Origin of the sequence: Micromonospora sp. NPDC048170 (assembly GCF_040652795.1) — a bacterium.
Classification (GTDB): Bacteria; Actinomycetota; Actinomycetes; order Mycobacteriales; family Micromonosporaceae; genus Micromonospora.
Genome location: NZ_JBEZMR010000032.1, coordinates 1 through 17276, shown reverse-complemented (window position 1 = coordinate 17276; position 17276 = coordinate 1). Strand labels below are relative to the sequence as shown.

Genomic DNA, 17276 nt, shown 5'->3' with positions numbered 1-17276 from the left:
GCCCGAGTGTCGCTTCCCACCACCGGCCGCGTACGCCGGCACCACCGGCCTGCCGACCACACCGACCGCCTGTGGTCGGTACGCACCCAGCTGCTCGCGCCCATCCTGGTGGCCACGGTCGGCCTGGTGGTGCTGGGGGCGACCCAGACCGCCACCGCCCTGGACGCCTCCGAGGACGCGGACCGCGCCCGGGTGCTGGCCGGCACCGCGACGGCAACCGTGCGCCTGGTCCACGAGCTGGAGCGGGAACTCGGCGAGACGACGGCCCTGCGCCAGCGGGGTGGCACCGCCGGGCGGCCCCTCGTCGACGCGCAGCGACGGCGGGTCGACGCGTCCGTCGAGCGGTACCGAGGTTCCAGCCAGGACGCCCGCCGGGCCGCCCCCGACCTGCGTCAGGTGCTCGACGACGCCGACGCGCAGCTCGGCCGGCTCGAACCGGCCCGCGGGTCCGCGCTGGCCGGCGCCACCGCCGACCCGACCTACCTGTCGCTGGTCGAGTCGCTGCTCGCCGTCGCCGACGCGCTGCCGGCCCAGCTCCGCGACCGGGAACTGGCCAACGGGGCGCGGGAGGTGGCCGTCGTGGCCGCCCAGGAGCACCTCGCCGCCGTGGAACGCGACCTGCTGCGCAGCGTCTTCGTGCGGGGCGCGCTGGCGGACGGGGAACTGGTCCGCCTCGGTCAACTGCGGGGCGCGCAGGAGCAGCGTCAGGCCGAGTTCTCCCGCATCGCCGGACGGTCGGCGGCGGACGCGTACACCCGGCTGGTGGCCGGCACCGACGTCTCCACCGCCCGGCGGATGCGCGACAGCGCGCTCAACGTGGAGAGCGAGCCCGCCGGGCTGAAGACCGACGGCGACTCCTGGTACGTGGCCCAGAGCGGGGCCATCCGGCGCTACAACCTGCTCGGCCGGGAACTCTCCGAGGAACTCGACCGCCAGGCCGCCGGCCTGGCCCGGGACGCCCAGCGGCGGGCCCTGGTCACCGGCGGCGCGACCACCGCCGTCGCGCTGGCGTCGCTGACCGCCGCCGTGCTGCTCGCCGTCCGTACCAGCCGTCGGCTGCGCCGGCTGCGGGTCGCGGCGCTCACCATGGCGCACCGCGAACTGCCTGAGCGGATCACCGCGATCGCGGCCGGCGACGGCGCGCCGACCGACGGCGCGGCCACCCGGCTGACGGCCGGCATCGGGCAGGGCCGGGACGAGATCGCGCAGGTCGCCCAGGCCTTCGACACGGTCAACCGGGCGGCCCTGCGGCTGGCCGGTGAACAGGCCGAGGTCCGGATGGACGTGACCCGGATGGCCGAGGCCCTGGCCCGGCGCATCCGTACCCTGATCACCCGCCAGCTTCGGCTGCTCGACGAGTTCGAACGTGAGGAGACCGACCCGGACGCGCTGGCCCGGCTCTTCGCGCTCGACCACCTCGCCGCCCGGATGCGGCGCAACGGGGAGAACCTGCTGGTCCTCGCCGGCGGGGAGCCCGGCCGTACGCACGACGGCGCCCACCTGCTCGCCGACGTGGTCCGGGCCGCCGCCTCGGAGATCGAGGACTACCCGCGGGTGGAGGTCGACGTGCCGACCGCCGCGGTGCACGGCGCCGCCGTGGGCAACCTGGTCCACCTCCTCGCCGAGTTGCTGGAGAACGCCACCGTCTACTCCCCGCCGAACGCCCCGGTGCACGTCGACGGCCGGCGCACGATCGACGGCCTCACGCTGCGGGTGCACGACCAGGGCATCGGCATCAGCGAGAGCCGGCTCGACGCGATCAACGAACGGCTGCTCGCTCCCGCGATGCTCTCCAGCGCCTCGGCCGGCAGCATGGGCCTGCACGTGGTGGCCCACCTGGCGGCCCGGCACGGGGTCCGGGTGCAGCTGCACAACAGTGGCGCGGGCACCGTCGCGCAGGTGGACATCCCGGAGTCGGCGCTGACCCGCGTCGAGGCGGTCGCCCCGCGCTCCGCCCCGGACGCGCGTACGCCGGCACCGGTCACGCAGGAGATGCGCCCGTCGGCGCCACCCGTACACGGGATGCGCCCGCCCGTGCACGACGTGCGTACGCAGGTGCCGGTCGCCGCCGCACAGACCGCCTGGTTCCGGCCCCGGACCGGGACCGGCGGCCCCGCCGCCCTGCCCGACCTGGCCGGCGCCCACCACGGGCCGACGGTCGCGCTCCCGGTGCTCGGCGCGCGCCCGACCGGGCCGGCCGGCGGCGCCGCGATGCCGGCGATCCCGCCGCCGGTCACCGGGGCCGGGCTGCCCCGCCGCACCCGCGGCGGCCAGTTGCCGGCCACGCTGCACGAGGCGCCGCGGACGCGGCCGGCGGGCGACCTGCTCGACCCCGAGGTCGTACGGTCCCGGCTGTCCTCGCTCGCCGAGGGAGTGGCCGCCGCGACGCGACGTACCCAGACGACACCCCCCAGGAGAATCCCATGACCCCATCCGTGAGCGCCGGCCTGGACTGGCTCCTGGCCAACTTCGCCGAACAGGTGCCGGACGTGTCGCACGCCCTCGCGGTCTCCGGTGACGGGCTGCGGCTGGCGGCCTCGCCCCACCTCGAACCCGACCAGGTGGACCAGCTCTCCGCCGTGATCAGCGGCCTGGCCAGCCTGACCGTCGGTGCCGCCCGGCTGATGTCGGCCGGCCGGGTACGCCAGCAGATCGTCGACATGGACGGCGGGGTGATGCTGGTGATGGCGGTCGGCGAGCGCGCGCTCGTCGGGGTGCTCGCCGCGCCCGGCTGCGACCTCGGCCAGATCGGCTACGAGACCGCCATGCTGGTCCAGCGGGTGGCGGAGGCACTGGAGCCGGCGGTCCGGGCGTGACCGGACGCCCCTCCCGGTTGCTGGCGGCCCTGGTGGCGACCGTGCTCGCCGCCGCCGGCTGCGGCACGGCCGAGACCGGGCCGCAGCCCTGGCACGACGGCCGGATCTTCGTCGCCACCGGCAACACCACCGGCGTCTACTACCAGCTCGGCGGCGGCTACGCGGATGTGATCACCCGCCACCTGCCCGGCTACGAGGCGCGGGCCGAGCCGACCGGCGCGTCGGTGGAGAACATCAACCGGCTGGCCAGCGGCGACATGGAGATCGCCTTCAGCCTGGCCGACACGGCGGCGGACGCCGTCGGGGGGCGCGGGGCCTTCGAGGGCCAGCCACAGCCGGTCCGGGCGCTGGCCCGGGTCTACAGCAACTACACCCACGTGATCGTCCGGGCCGACGCGGAGATCACCAAGCTGTCGGAGCTGCGCGGGAAACGGGTCTCCACCGGTTCGCCGAAGTCCGGCACGGACATCATCGCCGGGCGTCTGCTGACCGCCGCCGGGCTCAATCCGGACCGGGACGTCCGCCGGGCCACGCTGTCCCTGCCGGAGACGGTGAAGCGGATGCGGGCCGGCACGCTCGACGCGATGTTCTTCTCCGGCGGCCTGCCCACGCCGGGCATCGCCGACCTGCTCTCCAGCGCCCCGGGGACGTACACGCTGCTGCCGATCGTCGACCTGATGGAGCCGCTGACCGCGCTGCACGGGTCGGTCTACACCACGGCGGAGCTGCCGAAGGACGTCTACAAGACGAAGAGCGGCACGCCGACGGTCACGGTGGCGAACGTCATCCTGGTCAGCGCCGACATGCCCGACCAACTGGCGTACGACCTGACCCGGCTGCTCTTCACCTACCAGGCCGACCTGGTCGACGTGCACCCGGAGGGCGGCAACTTCACCCGGCAGAGCGCCGCCGGGACCGATCCGATCCCGTTGCACCCGGGGGCCGCCCGCTTCTACCAGGGCGGGTGACCCGCACCGCTCAGACGTCCGTCGGGGTGGTGGCGGCGCGGGCGTCGGCCACGAGGCGGTCCGTCTCGGCGAGCACCTCGGCATCGTCGGCGGGGGTGCCGGGGTCGAGGCGGACCGTCCACGTGAGGCCGTCCACCCCCGGCACCCGGCGCGCCGCGACCCGGCCGGCGCCGCCGGGCACCGGATGGTGCTGCGTGTACGTCACCGACCGGGTGACCCGCTCCCGCACCTGGTGCGGCAGCTCCCCCGGTTCGAGCAGCAGGTAGCTCTCGGCCGGGCTGTCGGCCACCACCAGGTAGCCGTCGCGTTCGGCGATCCGCTCGGCCGGCGTCACCGTGAGTTCCCGGCCGGACCAGACGGCCTTGAGGATGTCGTGCCAGCCCAGCCGGTGGGCCCGACCGGGCAGCCAGAGGCCGAGGTTGCTGGCCACCACCACGCCGTCACCCTCGCCGTTGCCGGCGGCGGCCCAGGCGAGCACCCGCTCGTCGGCGGCCAGCGGCGGCCGGTCGGCCGGAGGCAGCTTCGGCTTGCGGCGGAACAGTCCCATCTACAACCCTCCCGCGGCCTGCTCGCGCAATGCCCGGGCGTGCTGCTCCAGCGAGAGCAGCTCGCCGAAGGCGGCGAAGTACTCGTCCTTGTTGTTGACCGGGTTGATCCGCTGGATCCGGGACTTCAGGTCCTTGATCCGGCTGGTCACCGAGCCCCACTGCAACCGTGCCATGGTGATCGAGACGTAGCGCGGGTCGGGTTCGCCGTCGATGCGCAGCGGCTCCACGGCCAGCTCGCCGACGAGCGCCCGGGCGGCCAGGTCCTCGCAGGCGTCGCGGACCGACTCGATCCAGACCGCGCCGCCGGTCGCCGTGGCGGCCCCGCCGACGGCCGCGACGGCCGCCCGCACCGCCGCGTGTACGGGGTGCCGGTATTCCGACGCCTCGACCGCGTCGAACATCGGCCCGGCCAGTACCGGCTCCTGGAGGGCGAGCTTCAGCGCCTCCCGCTCGACCATCGACTGCGGGTTGTCGACGATCGGCTCGGCCGGGGCGGGGCGGCGTGCCGGTGCGGCATCCTTTCCGGGCGTGGCCGACGCGGCGGCCAGCACGGCCCGCTGCACCGGCTCGATCTCCATGCCGAGGTCACCGGCGAGCTTGCGCACGTACTCGGGGCGCTTCTCCCGGTCCTTGAGCTTGGCGACCAGTGGTGCGGCCCGACGCATCGCCTCCACCCGGCCGTCGACGGTGTCGAGGTCGTACCGGTTGATCACCTGGCGGAGCGCGAAGTCGACAAGCGGCTCGCGGCGGGCGACCAGGTCGCGGACGGCCATGTCGCCCTTGGCCAGGCGCAGGTCGCACGGGTCCATGCTGTCCGGGCTGACCGCGATGAACGTGCGCCCGACGAAGCGCTGGTCGTCCTCGAAGGCGCGCAGCGCGGCCTTCTGGCCGGCGGCGTCCCCGTCGAAGGTGAAGATGACCTCGCCCGCCACGGCGTCGGTGTCCAGCAGCAGCCGGCGCAGCACCCCGATGTGGTCCGCGCCGAACGCCGTGCCGCACGTCGCCACGGCCGTCGGCACCCCGGCCAGGTGGCAGGCCATCACGTCGGTGTAGCCCTCGACCACGACCACCTTGCCCTGCCTGGCGATCTCGCGCTTGGCCTGGTCGATGCCGTAGAGGACGTGCGACTTCTTGTAGATGGGCGTCTCGGGGGTGTTGAGGTATTTCGGGCCGTCGTCGTCGTCGAAGAGCTTGCGGGCCCCGAAGCCGATCACGTCGCCGGCGAGGTCGCGGATCGGCCACATCAGCCGGCGACGGAACCGGTCGATCAGGGTGCCGGAACGGGACGGCCGGGACAGCCCGCCGGTGACCAGCTCGTCGTGGCTGAAGCCCTGCTGGCGCAGGTGCTTGGTGAGCAGGTCCCAGGCGTCCGGGGCGAAGCCGCAGCCGTAGCGTTCGGCGGCGGCCCGGTCGAAGCCGCGCCGGGCCAGGAACTCCCGGGCCGGGCGCGCGCCAGCGGTGGTGAGCTGGGCGCGGTAGAAGTCGACGGCGGCGGCGTGCGCGGCGACGAGGCGCTGCCGCTGCCCCTGCTGCGGGCGCGCGCGCGGCGCGGGGGACTCGCCCTCGACGTAGCGCAGCTGGATGCCCGCCCGGTCGGCGAGCCGCTCGACCGACTCGACGAAGCTGAGGTGCTCGGCGTCCATCAGGAACTTGATCGCGTCGCCGCCGGCGCCGCAGCCGAAGCAGTACCAGACGTTGCGGGCGGGCGAGACGTTGAACGACGGGCTCTTCTCGTCGTGGAACGGGCACAGCCCCTTGAGGTTGCCGCTGCCGGCCGACTTCAGGGTCACCGTCTCGGAGATGACGTCGGCGATCGAGCTGCGTTCCCGGACCAGCGCGATGTCCTCGTCCCGGATCCGCCCAGCCATGTCCGCCACCCCCTCGGCGTACATCCTGCCCTGCCCCACCGACGCCGCGCCGCCGGGGGACGCCGCGTGTGGCGATCACCGCCGTCACCTCGGCGGTCGCGCCCGCGACCGGGCCGCCCCCGGTGGTCGCGCCGGCCGGGCCGGGGCCACCCGGCGGATTCCGGGCCGGCCGCGCCGGTTCAGCGCGGACGCCGCAGGTAGCGCCGCACCGGCAGCGGATCCTCCTCGTCGTACGACCGGGCGGCCCGCACGGCGGCGGCCAGGCCGGGGCGGCGGACCCGGGGCGGCGGGTTGACCGCCGGATCCCGGGCCATGTCCCCGAGCAGTGAGACGGCCAGGCCGAGCATCACCACGACGAACGGCAGGGCGACGAGGATGGTCGCCTGTTGCAGCGCCTCCAGCCCGCCGGCCAGCAGCAGCACGGCGGCCACCGCGCCGATCAGCACCCCCCAGAGCACCACCAGGACCCGGTGCGGGCGCAGCGCGCCCCGGGAGGTCAGCGAGCCGAGCACCAGCGACGCCGAATCGGCGCTGGTGACGAAGTACAGCGCGATCAGCACCATCGCCAGCACGCTGGTCAGGGTCGCCAACGGCAGCCCGCCCAGCAGGCCGAAGAGGGCCTGTTCGGTGCCCGCCCCGACGTCGGCGACCAGGTCCCGGGAGCCGGTCGCCTGTGCCCGCAGCGCGCTCCCGCCCATCACCGCGAACCAGACCGCGCTGGCCCCGCTCGGCACCAGCAGCACCCCGACGAGGAACTGCCGGATTGTGCGGCCACGGGAGATGCGGGCGATGAAGGTGCCCACGAAGGGTGCCCAGGAGATCCACCACGCCCAGTAGAAGATCGTCCAGGCACCGAGCCACGACGGATCGGAGAAGGCGCCGGTACGGGTGGACATGAACACCAGGTTGCTCAGGTAGTCGCCGATCGAGGCCGGCAGCACCTCCAGCGTGTAGATGGTCGGCCCGACCACGAAGACGAAGAGCATCAGCAGCACCGCCAACAGCACGTTGGTGGTGGAGAGCCACTTGATGCCCCGGTGCAGCCCGGAGAAGGCGGAGACCACGAAGGCCAGGGTGAGCGCGCCGATCACGACCAGTTCCACCGCGGTCGTGTCCGGGACCCCCGCCACCAGGTCGAGGCCGGCGGCGACCTGGAGCGCGCCGAGGCCGAGGCTGGTCGCCGAGCCGAACACGGTGGCGAAGACGGCCAGCAGGTCGATCGCCCGGCCGGTCGCGCCGTCGGCGCGGTCGCCGAGCAGGGGCCGGAAGGCTGCGGAGATCCGGTTCTCCCGGCCCTTACGGAAGGTCGAGTACGCCAGCGCGAGCGCCACCACCGCGTAGATGCCCCAGGGATGCAGCGTCCAGTGGAAGAGGGTGTACTGCATCGCCGTCGCGCCGGCCGCGCCGGTCTGCGGTGCGACGCCGGTGGCCGGTGGGGGTGCCGCATAGTGCTGGATGGGCTCGGCGACGGCGAAGAAGACCAGGCCGATCCCCATCCCGGCGCTGAACATCATGGCGACCCACGCCAGCGTGTTGAACTCCGGCTCGTCGTCGTCGGCACCCAGCCGGATCCGGCCGAACCTGGTCGCCGCGATGATCACCGCGAGCACCAGGAACGCGTCGGCGGCCACCACGAAGAACCAGCCGAAGGTGTCGATGGCCCAGGCCAGGCCCGCCTCGCCGAAGTCGGCCAGGGATCCGCGCGCCAGCACGCCCCACGCCACCACTGCCAGTACGCCGCCGACGCTGAGCGCCAGCACCACCCGGTCGACCCGGCCCACGGCCTGCGGTCGGGCCCCTACCCGCTCGCTCATGGTCACCCCCTGCCCATCCTGCTGGGCACGTGGGGGGCGCACGGCGGTATCGGGCGAACCTGTCCCGCCCGACCCGCTCCGGGCGGCGGTGGGTCAGGCGGGAACGGCCTCCTCGGCCTCCACCTGTCGGTTCCAGTCGGCCTTGCTGGCCCGCCAGCCCTCGTCGTCCTGGCCCCGGCGCCAGTAGCCGGAGATGGAGAGCCGCTCGCGGGGGACGCCGCGCTCGATCCGGAGCAGGCGGCGCAGCTCCTTGACGAAGGTGGCCTCGCCGTGGACGAAGGCGTGCACCCCACCGGCCGGGAAGTCGAGGGCGCGGACGGCCTCGACCAGCGCCTCCCCGACGGGGCGGTCGCCCCGGTGCAGCCAGGTCAGGCGCAGCGCGCCCGGGCTGGCCAGCTGCTGCTCCTCGGCCTGGTCGGCGACCTCGACGAACACGGTGGCCGGGGCTCCGGCGGGCAGCCGCTCCAGGGCGGCGGCGATCGCCGGCAGCGCGCTCTCGTCGCCGACCAGGAGGTGCCAGTCGGCGTCCGGGCTGGGGGCGTACGCCCCGCCGGGGCCGACGAAGCGCACCGGGTCGCCGGGGCGCAGCGCTGCCGCCCACGGCCCGCCCAGCCCCTCGTCGCCGTGGTGCACGATGTCGACGGTCAGCTCACCGGCCCTCGCGTCCCAGGCCCGCACCGTGTACGCGCGCTGCCGCGGCCACTGCTCCCGGGGCAGGTCACGACGGATCGCGTTGAGGTCCATCGGGGTCGGGTACGCCACGCCCGGCACCGGGAAGACGATCTTGATGTAGTGATCGGTGTACTCGCCCACCGGCAGACCGGCCAGCTCCTCACCCCCGATCACCAGCCGGACCAGATGGGGGGTGGGCCGGCTGGTGCGCAGTACCCGGGCGGTCGTGACCTTCTTGGGGCGCTCCGTCATGCCGGTTAGGTTAGCCTAAGTTGGCGCGGTCGCCCAGACCCCGCCCGTCCACCGGTCCTCACCCGCGCCCGGCGCCGCGAACCACCCGCGCGTGCCAGGCCACGGCGGCCGGGTCGGTCAGCGAGGCGACCTGGTCGATCACCACCCGGAGCCGGGCCGCGTCGTCCGGCGCGGCCGACCAGACCGGGGCGAAGACCGGGTCCAGCCCGCCCGGCGCCCGGTCGGCCAGGGCGTGCACCAGATCGGCCAGGACCTCCCGCTGTCGCCGGTAGCGGTCCTCCGCACCGGGGCGACGCATCACGTACCGCAGGGCGATGCCCTTGAGCAGCGCGCACCGCGCCCGGATCCGTCGGGGCACCACCAGGTCGGCGGCGTACCGGCGGTGCGGGCCCGGGCCGTACCGCTCCTGCGTGGCGGCCACCACGGTCGAGACGAAGCGACCGGTCAGCACGCTGGTGGTCGCCTTCAGCGCGGCCTGCGCGCGGTGGCTGCCGTCGTACCCGGCCAGCGGTGCGAGCACCGGGTCGTCGAGGAGTTCCAGCAGCACGTCGCCGAGGTCGGCCGGGGACTCCCCGGAGTAGGTGGCGGCGACGTCGGCGCAGAGCGCGGCCCGCTCCTGCGGATCGCGCAACAGCGGGCGCAGGGTCACGTACCCGCCGTGGATGCCGTCCTCGACGTCGTGCACCGAGTACGCGACGTCGTCGGCCCAGTCCATCACCTGCGCCTCCAGGCAGCGCCGGTCGTCGCCCGGGCCGCCGGCGCGCAGCCAGGCGAAGAGTGGGAGGTCGTCGTCGTACACCCCGAACTTGCGCTGCCCCGGACGGCGGGGCCACGGGTACTTGCTGACCGCGTCGAGCGAGGCACGGGTCAGGTTGAGGCCGGCGGACGTGCCGTCCGGGGCGACCACCTTGGCCTCCAGCCGGGTCAGCACCCGCAGCGTCTGCGCGTTGCCCTCGAAGCCGCCGCACCCGGCCGCGAGGTCGTCCAGCGCGTCCTCGCCGTTGTGCCCGAACGGCGGGTGCCCGAGGTCGTGGGCGAGCCCGGCCGTGTCCACCACGTCGGGGTCGCAGCCCAGCCGGGCCCCCATCTCGCGGGCGATCTGCGCGACCTCCAGCGAGTGGGTCAGCCGGGTACGCAGGAAGTCGTCGGTGCCGGCCGTGTGCACCTGCGTCTTCGCGGCGAGCCGCCGGAACGCCGCCGAGTGCAGCACCCGGGCGCGGTCCCGCTCGTACGCCGACCGCCCGTACCCGGTGTCCTTCGGCGGTTCGCCGACCCGGCGGGCGACGTCCGGATCATCCGTCCCGGGGCGGACGCTCAATCCTCACGCCGCCGCAGCACGCAGAACTCGTTGCCCTCCGGATCGGCCAGCACGATCCACCCGAGGTCGCCCTGCCCGACGTCGACGTGCCGGGCCCCCATGTCGACCAGCCGCTCGACCTCGGCCTCCTGGTCGTCGGGGCGCAGGTCGATGTGCAGCCGGTTCTTGGCCGTCTTGTCGTCGGCGACCGGCACGAAGACGATGCCCGGCAGGCGGTCGGCGGACCGTCGGATCTCCACCTCGGTCGGTTGCTCGTTCACCACCTGGTAGCCCAGTGCCTCGGCCCACCAGCGGGCGAGCCGGGCGGGGTCCCGGGCGTCGACGGTCAGGCTCTCCCAGGCGCTGCTCATGCCGATCAGGTTACGCCCGCGCGCCGCGGACGGCGCGCCGCAGGCGCTTGCCTGACGGCTACGCAACCTCCGAACAGTCGAGAGTTGTCGACCGATTGCCGACGGTTACGGGATCGCGGTTCGACATGGCCGGAGGTAGCGTTCCCTGCGCGGAACGTGACCAGACTGAGGGCCCGACGGTGGGAGAGACACCCGTGAACGCGGACACGATGATGGGAACGGAATTGCAGGGGCTACGCCGGCGTCGCCCCGAGGTGGCGGGCATGGTGCTGGCCGGCACCGACGGCCTGCTGATCTCCAGTGACCTGCCGGCGACGGACGCCACCCACCTGGCGGCGCTCGCGGCGGCCAGCTTCGGCCTCGGCCACCGGGTGGCCGACACGGTGCGGCACGGCGAGTTCCGGGAATCGGTGGTCCGCACCTCCACCGGCGCCGTCGTCACCTACCCCGCCGGGCGCAACGCCCTGCTGACCCTGGTCGCCGACGCCAGCGCCGACCTGGAGGAGCTGCACGCCGACGCGCGGGTGGTGGCCCGCCGCACCGGCTCGGTGCTGGACACCCGCCGCCGGATCGGCGCGACGCCGGTGCCCGAGGCGCACGCCGCGCTCATGGCCCGCACCTCGGGCGGCAGGCTCCCCCGGCGCGTCACCCCCCACACCTGGCGCCGCCCGTCGATCTGAGCAGTCCTCGGAGTCGTTCGCGCCGGCTGGCGCGACCCGACTCCCGACCCACGGTGCGGTCGTGCCGGCACTGGCCGCCCGCACGGCAGCGGCGGCGGACCTGCTCCCCCGGGTCCGCCGCCAGCCTGTCGTCACCTCCGGCGTCAGCGGCTGTCGGAGCCGTCCGTCTCCACCGCCGCGCGGCCAGCCTCCAGCCGGGCGACGGGCACCCGGAAGGGCGAGCAGGACACGTAGTCCAGGCCGACCTCGTGGAAGAAGTGCACGGACTCCGGGTCGCCCCCGTGCTCGCCGCAGACACCGAGCTTCAGCTCCGGTCGGGCCGCCCGGCCCTCCTCCGCGGCGATCCGCACCAGCCGGCCCACGCCGTCGCGGTCGATCGACTCGAACGGCGAGATGCCGAAGATGCCCAGCTCCAGATAACGCCAGAAGAACGCGCCCTCGACGTCGTCGCGGGAGAAACCCCAGCCCATCTGGGTCAGGTCGTTGGTGCCGAAGGAGAAGAACTGTGCCGCCTCGGCGATCTGGCCGGCGGTCAGCGCCGCCCGCGGCACCTCGATCATCGTGCCGATCAGCACCTCGACGCCGCTGTCCCCGACCACCTCGGCGATGATCTTCTCGGCCTCGGCGCGGACCGTCTCCAACTCCTGCACCGCGCCGACCAGCGGGACCATGATCTCCGGCCTGGCCACCGCGCCGCTGCGGGTGACGACGACTGCGGCCTCCGCGATCGCCCGGACCTGCATGGCGAACAGGCCGGGAATGACCAGGCCGAGGCGGACCCCGCGCAGGCCCAGCATCGGGTTCTCCTCGTGCATCCGCCGGACGGCGGCGAGCAGCGCCTCCTCCTGGGCGACGTCCTCGCCGCGTTCCTGGGCGACCGCCACGTTGACCGCGAGCTGCTCCAGCGGGGGCAGGAACTCGTGCAGCGGCGGGTCGATCAGCCGGACGGTGACGGGCATCCCGTCCATCTCGCGGAAGATCTCCTCGAAGTCGGCGCGCTGCAACGGCAGCAGCGCGGCCAGCGCGGCCTCCCGCTCGGCGTTGTCGCGGGCCAGGATCAGCCGCTCGACCAGCTCACGCCGGTCACCGAGGAACATGTGCTCGGTGCGGCAGAGGCCGATGCCCTCCGCGCCGAAGCGCCGGGCCCGGGCGGCGTCCGCGCCGGTGTCGGCGTTCGTGCGCACGGCCAGCCGCCGCCGGGCGTCGGCGTGCGACATGATCCGGTGTACGGCCCGGACCAGCGCGTCGTCGACGTGTTCGGGGTCGAGGCTGCCCTCGAAGTACTGCACCACCTCCGACGGCATGACGGGCACCTCGCCGAGGTAGACCTTGCCGGTGGTGCCGTCGATGGAGACGATGTCGCCCTCGTTGACGGTCTGCCCGTCGACCACGAACCTGCGCTGCGGGACGTTGACGTCGATCTCGTCGGCGCCGGACACGCAGGTCTTGCCCATCCCCCGCGCCACCACGGCGGCGTGGCTGGTCTTGCCGCCGCGCGACGTGAGGATGCCCTGGGCGGCGATCATGCCGTTGAGGTCGTCGGGGTTGGTCTCCCGGCGGACCAGGATCACCGACTCCCCCTCGGCGGCCAGCTCGACGGCGCGGGCGGAGGTGAAGACCACCTTGCCCGACGCCGCGCCCGGCGACGCCCCGATGCCCTTCGCCACCGGCTGGAACTCGTGGTCGAGCCGGAACCTCGGGAACATCAGCTGGGCCAGCTGCGCGCCGTTGACCCGGTGCAGCGCCTCGTCGAGGTCGATCAGGCCCTCGTCGACGAGCTGCCCGGCGATGACGAACGCCGCGGCGGCGGTGCGCTTGCCGACCCGGGTCTGGAGCATCCAGAGCTTGCCGCGCTCGATGGTGAACTCGATGTCGCAGAGGTCCTTGTAGTGGCCCTCCAGCCGGGCCATGATGCCGAGCAGTTCGTCGTACGACTTCTTGTCCAGGCGCTCCAGATCCTGCAACGGCACGGTGTTGCGGATGCCCGCGACCACGTCCTCGCCCTGCGCGTTGGCCAGGTAGTCGCCGTAGATGCCCTGGGCGCCGCTGGCGGGGTCGCGGGTGAACGCGACGCCGGTGCCGGAGTCCGGGCCGAGGTTGCCGAAGACCATCGCCACCACGTTGACCGCGGTGCCGAGGTCGGCCGGGATCCGCTCCTGGCGGCGGTAGAGCACCGCGCGCTCGGCGTTCCACGACTCAAAGACCGCGCGGATGGCCAGGTCGAGCTGCTCGCGCGGCTCCTGCGGGAACTCCCGGCCGGTGTGCTTGAAGAAGATCTTCTTGTACGCGTCGACCAGCCCCCGCAGGTCGTCGGCGTCGAGGTCGAGGTCGTTGCGGGTGCCCTTGGCCTGCTTGGCGTCGTCGAGCGCGTGCTCGAACTCCTCGCCCGGCACCTCGCACACCGTCTTGCCGAACATCTGGATCAGGCGGCGGTAGGAGTCCCAGGCGAACCGGTCCGCGCCGGCCTGGTTGCCTCCGGCGCGCGCCTGCGCGCTCAGCCCGACGACGCTGCGGTCGTTGAGGCCGACGTTGAGGACGGTCTCCATCATGCCGGGCATGGAGAACTTGGCGCCCGAGCGGACGGAGACCAGTAGTGGGTCCTCCGGGTCACCGAGGCGCTTGCCCCTCGCCCGCTCCAGCGAAGCGAGGTGCGCGGCGATCTGGTCGGCCAAGCCGTCGGGCTCCTCACCGGTGGCGAGGTACGCCTTGCAGGCCTCCGTGGTGATCGTGAAGCCCGGTGGGACCGGCAGGCCGAGATTGGTCATCTCGGCCAGGTTGGCCCCCTTGCCGCCGAGCAGGTCCTTGAGGTCCTTGTTGCCCTCGGCGAAGTCGTAGACGTACTTGTGTTCCACCGTCTCTTGCGCTGCCACCAGAGCCTCCCACGCGCGCCGGTCCGACACTTAACGAAGGTTCAGTTGCTCCCAGTACCCCGGGGTGGACCACCGGCAATCCCGATGCCAAGCCGGTCGGTGGGCGAAGGCTAAGCGAACATAGCGTGGCCTGGGACCATTCGGTGACAATAGGCACAGCCATCACGACTATCCGTGTTCGTACCGGTTTCTGGGAACGCTTCCACACGCACGATCACGCATTTCCGGCCCCACCTCGTACTCTTGACCACACGCTTTTCGGTGAACCTCACCTTTGCCATAACCGTCGCAAATACACCCCTCGGAGCCGACGCCGTGTCATCCGTCCCCACCGCCGCCCCGGAGCCGCTCGACCCGTCCCGCGCCGGGACGGACGAGCAGGTTGCCGGGCACCCCGACCTGCCCGGCCACGAACCGGCCGCCGCCGAACTGGCCCGGGCGGCCACCCGGGTCGCCGACGACCTGCTCGCCCCGGCGACCCCGACCGCCGACGACCTGTCGTCCCCGGCAACCCGTACCGCCGCCGGGTTGCCCGCTTCGCCACCCCGGCCTGCCGACGATCCGTCGTCCCCGCCGACCCGGATCCGGCTGGGCGACGTCGTGCCCGCCCCGGAGCGGGTCACGCCGGTCCCGGGCGCCGACTTCGTGCTCGCCCCCGACGCCGTGATCCGGGTGACCGCCGACGACGCCGCCCGCACCGTCGCCGGGCAGCTCGCCGCCCTGCTCCGACCGGCCACCGGCTACGCGCTGCCGGTGACCGACGCCGCCCCGCAGGAGCCGGCCGGCGGCATCACCCTGGCACTGGTCGACTCCGACGACCTCGGGCCCGAGGGCTACCGGCTGGACGTGACGGCCGACGGCGTACGGATCGAGGCCACCACCCCGGCCGGGCTCTTCTTCGGCGCGCAGACGGTGCGGCAACTCCTGCCCGCGGCCATCGAGAGCCCGACGCCGGTCGCCGAGCGCTGGACGCTGCCCGGCGGGTCGATCACCGACCGGCCCCGGTTCTCCTACCGGGGAGCGATGCTCGACGTGGCCCGGCACTTCTTCGGCGTACCGGACGTGCTGCGGGTGATCGACCACCTGGCCCGGTACAAGCTCAACCACCTGCACCTGCACCTCACCGACGACCAGGGCTGGCGGATCGCCGTCGACTCCTGGCCCCGGCTGGCCGAGGTCGGCGGGGCGAACGAGGTGGGCGCCGGGCCGGGCGGGCACTACACCCGCGACGACTACCGACGGATCGTGGCCTACGCCGCCGAGCGACACCTCACCGTGGTGCCGGAGATCGACCTGCCGGGGCACACCCACGCGGCGCTGACCGCGTACGGCGAACTGGCCCCGGACCGCGTCGCGCCGCCGCCGTACACCGGCACCGAGGTCGGCTTCAGCTACGTCGACCCGACCAGCGAGCGGACGTACGAGTTCGTCGCCGACGTGCTGGGCGAGATCGCGGCACTCACCCCCGGGCCGTGGCTGCACATCGGGGGCGACGAGGCGTTCAAGGTACGCCCCGACGCGTACGCGGCCTTCGTCGAACGGGCCCAGCGAATCGTCGCCGGCACCGGCAGGACGGTGGTGGGCTGGCACCAGATCGCTCCCGCCGCCCACGCCGAGGGGCGGGTGCTCCAGTGGTGGGGCACCAAGGGCGAGGACCCGGTCACGGCGGACGCCGTCCAGCGGGGAGCGCGCCTCGTCCTCTCCCCCGCCGACCACGCCTACCTCGACATGAAGTACACGCCGGAAACCCCCGTCGGGCACGACTGGGCCGGCATGATCGACGTGCGGCGCGCGTACGACTGGGACCCCGGCGCCCACGTGGCCGGCGTGCCAGCCGACGCGGTGCTCGGGGTGGAGGCGCCGCTCTGGACCGAGTCGATCACCTCTCTGGTCGAGGTCGAGTTCATGCTCTTCCCGCGCCTGCCCGCGATCGCGGAGCTGGGCTGGTCACCCCGCGCGACGCACGACTGGGCCGGGTTCCGCGACCGGCTGGCCGGGCACGGCCCGCGCTGGGCCACCGCCGGCATCGCCTTCCACCGCTCGCCGGAGATCCCCTGGCCAACGGGACGGCCGGCTCCCGCCGGATCCCAGGCGACGATCCCCAGCCAGCCCGGCCCCGAGGAGGCCCCCGCACCCGCCCCGTCCGCCTGACTCCCGCAGGCAAGGACCCCATTGGCGCGAACGTGCCTCCGCGTCCCGTCCGCCCGACTCCCACCGGGGCACGGCCCCCCACTGGCACGAGCATGTCACCGCGCCCGTCCGCCCGACTCCCACCGGGGCACGCACCGGCGGGCGGCCCGGGTGGCTTCCTCCCGGTCCGCCTTGCCACTGACGCCACCGCCGAACGCCGCACGGCCCACGCAACGGTGATCAGGACGCCATGGACCCTACAACGGCCGGGTAACGTCCATGGCGTCCTGATCACCAGAGTGCTCGAGCTGGTGTCATAGGGGATTTGTCCTTTTCGGTGTGGGGCATCTCGCCGCCGGGTGCCGCCGCATGACCGTGGCACCGCCTGCGTCTTTTCCGAGCTGATGTCGTAGATGAATCAGCAGATGTCCCGTCCGTCCCGGATCGGCGCCGAGCCACTGGCTTTCCATGTCAGCTCACCGCCGGAAGGTCGCTCGCCGCACCATGCTCACGGGTCGACCGACGGCGAACGGTGTCGTCGCAGCTCGGAGTCTCCGTAGCCGCGCAGGTCGCGGACCAGGCGACAAATGCGCCTGGTGTCCGTTTCGCGGTGTCCGGTTCATGCGCAGATGTCGCTCCGGGGCCGGCAGTGTCCCGTGGCCGACGCCACCCGGACGGCGGAATCGGGGGCCGGCCCGGGTCGTTGAACATGGCATACCCACGGCGCTCCCCCCGCGCCCCTCGGTGGCCCGACCGGCCCGCCGAGGCGTTCCCCGCGCCCCCCGGCGGCCCGACCGACCCGCCGAGGCGTTCCCCGCGCCCCCCGGCGGCCCGACCGACCCGCCGAAGGCGTTCCCCCCACGCCCCGGGTGGTCCGACCGGCCTGGCCCGACCAGCCCGGTGGAATGGTGGCCCGACCGGCCGGTGGAATGCCCGGCGGACCCGGGTCGTTGAGACACCCCGGACGCCCCGAGCAGGCCCCGCCACCGC

Annotated in this window: 12 protein-coding genes; 5 read left to right on the top strand and 7 right to left on the bottom strand. The window is 73.9% G+C overall.

Annotated features, from left to right (window positions below; all coding sequences use genetic code 11):
- Window positions 1-6: 6 nt before the first annotated feature.
- From AB0D32_RS27790 to AB0D32_RS27780, 3 genes are read left to right on the top strand one after another with little or no spacing between them, the layout of a single operon-like run.
- On the top strand, window positions 7-2427 hold the full coding sequence (locus AB0D32_RS27790) for a nitrate- and nitrite sensing domain-containing protein (RefSeq protein ID WP_357096429.1): 2421 nt from the start codon (window positions 7-9) through the stop codon (window positions 2425-2427).
- On the top strand, window positions 2424-2816 hold the full coding sequence (locus AB0D32_RS27785) for a roadblock/LC7 domain-containing protein (protein WP_357096426.1): 393 nt from the start codon (window positions 2424-2426) through the stop codon (window positions 2814-2816). The genes AB0D32_RS27790 and AB0D32_RS27785 overlap by 4 nt, the downstream gene beginning before the upstream one ends.
- Window positions 2813-3784, top strand: coding sequence for a TAXI family TRAP transporter solute-binding subunit (locus AB0D32_RS27780; protein ID WP_357096422.1), 972 nt, complete (start codon window positions 2813-2815; stop codon window positions 3782-3784). The genes AB0D32_RS27785 and AB0D32_RS27780 overlap by 4 nt, the downstream gene beginning before the upstream one ends.
- A gap of 10 nt (window positions 3785-3794) precedes the next feature.
- On the opposite strand, the gene AB0D32_RS27775 is transcribed toward AB0D32_RS27780, so the two are convergent.
- The 6 genes from AB0D32_RS27775 to AB0D32_RS27750 all read right to left on the bottom strand — a co-directional run bounded on the left by AB0D32_RS27775 (window position 3795) and on the right by AB0D32_RS27750 (window position 10606).
- Window positions 3795-4331 carry a hypothetical protein gene (locus AB0D32_RS27775; protein ID WP_357096420.1) on the bottom strand — a complete coding sequence of 179 codons (537 nt, stop codon included), beginning with the start codon at window positions 4329-4331 and terminating at the stop codon, window positions 3795-3797.
- A complete protein-coding gene (gene dnaG / locus AB0D32_RS27770; protein ID WP_357096578.1) occupies window positions 4332-6224 on the bottom strand; it encodes a DNA primase in 1893 nt (630 codons plus the stop codon).
- A gap of 155 nt (window positions 6225-6379) precedes the next feature.
- Window positions 6380-8014, bottom strand: coding sequence for a BCCT family transporter (locus AB0D32_RS27765; protein WP_357096417.1), 1635 nt, complete (start codon window positions 8012-8014; stop codon window positions 6380-6382).
- A gap of 93 nt (window positions 8015-8107) precedes the next feature.
- Window positions 8108-8938 (bottom strand): siderophore-interacting protein, encoded by an 831-nt coding sequence (locus AB0D32_RS27760; RefSeq protein WP_357096414.1) that lies wholly within the window; start codon window positions 8936-8938, stop codon window positions 8108-8110.
- A 58-nt stretch (window positions 8939-8996) separates the two neighbouring features.
- Window positions 8997-10256 (bottom strand): deoxyguanosinetriphosphate triphosphohydrolase, encoded by a 1260-nt coding sequence (locus AB0D32_RS27755; RefSeq protein WP_357096411.1) that lies wholly within the window; start codon window positions 10254-10256, stop codon window positions 8997-8999.
- On the bottom strand, window positions 10253-10606 hold the full coding sequence (locus tag AB0D32_RS27750; RefSeq protein ID WP_357096408.1) for a VOC family protein: 354 nt from the start codon (window positions 10604-10606) through the stop codon (window positions 10253-10255). Before AB0D32_RS27750 ends, AB0D32_RS27755 begins: the two co-directional genes overlap by 4 nt.
- Window positions 10607-10800: 194 nt before the next feature.
- Between AB0D32_RS27750 and AB0D32_RS27745 the strand changes: the two genes are divergently transcribed.
- The gene (locus tag AB0D32_RS27745) at window positions 10801-11286 is read left to right on the top strand and encodes a roadblock/LC7 domain-containing protein (protein ID WP_357096405.1); all 486 of its coding nucleotides are present in this window, start codon (window positions 10801-10803) and stop codon (window positions 11284-11286) included.
- Window positions 11287-11429: 143 nt separating this feature from the next.
- On the opposite strand, the gene ppdK is transcribed toward AB0D32_RS27745, so the two are convergent.
- A complete protein-coding gene (gene ppdK / locus AB0D32_RS27740; RefSeq protein WP_357096402.1) occupies window positions 11430-14156 on the bottom strand; it encodes a pyruvate, phosphate dikinase in 2727 nt (908 codons plus the stop codon).
- A gap of 315 nt (window positions 14157-14471) precedes the next feature.
- On the opposite strand from ppdK, the gene AB0D32_RS27735 reads away from it, so the two are divergent.
- Complete coding sequence (locus tag AB0D32_RS27735) at window positions 14472-16307, top strand: family 20 glycosylhydrolase (RefSeq protein WP_357096398.1); 1836 nt, start codon at window positions 14472-14474, stop codon at window positions 16305-16307.
- The last annotated feature ends 969 nt before the right edge of the window (window positions 16308-17276 follow it).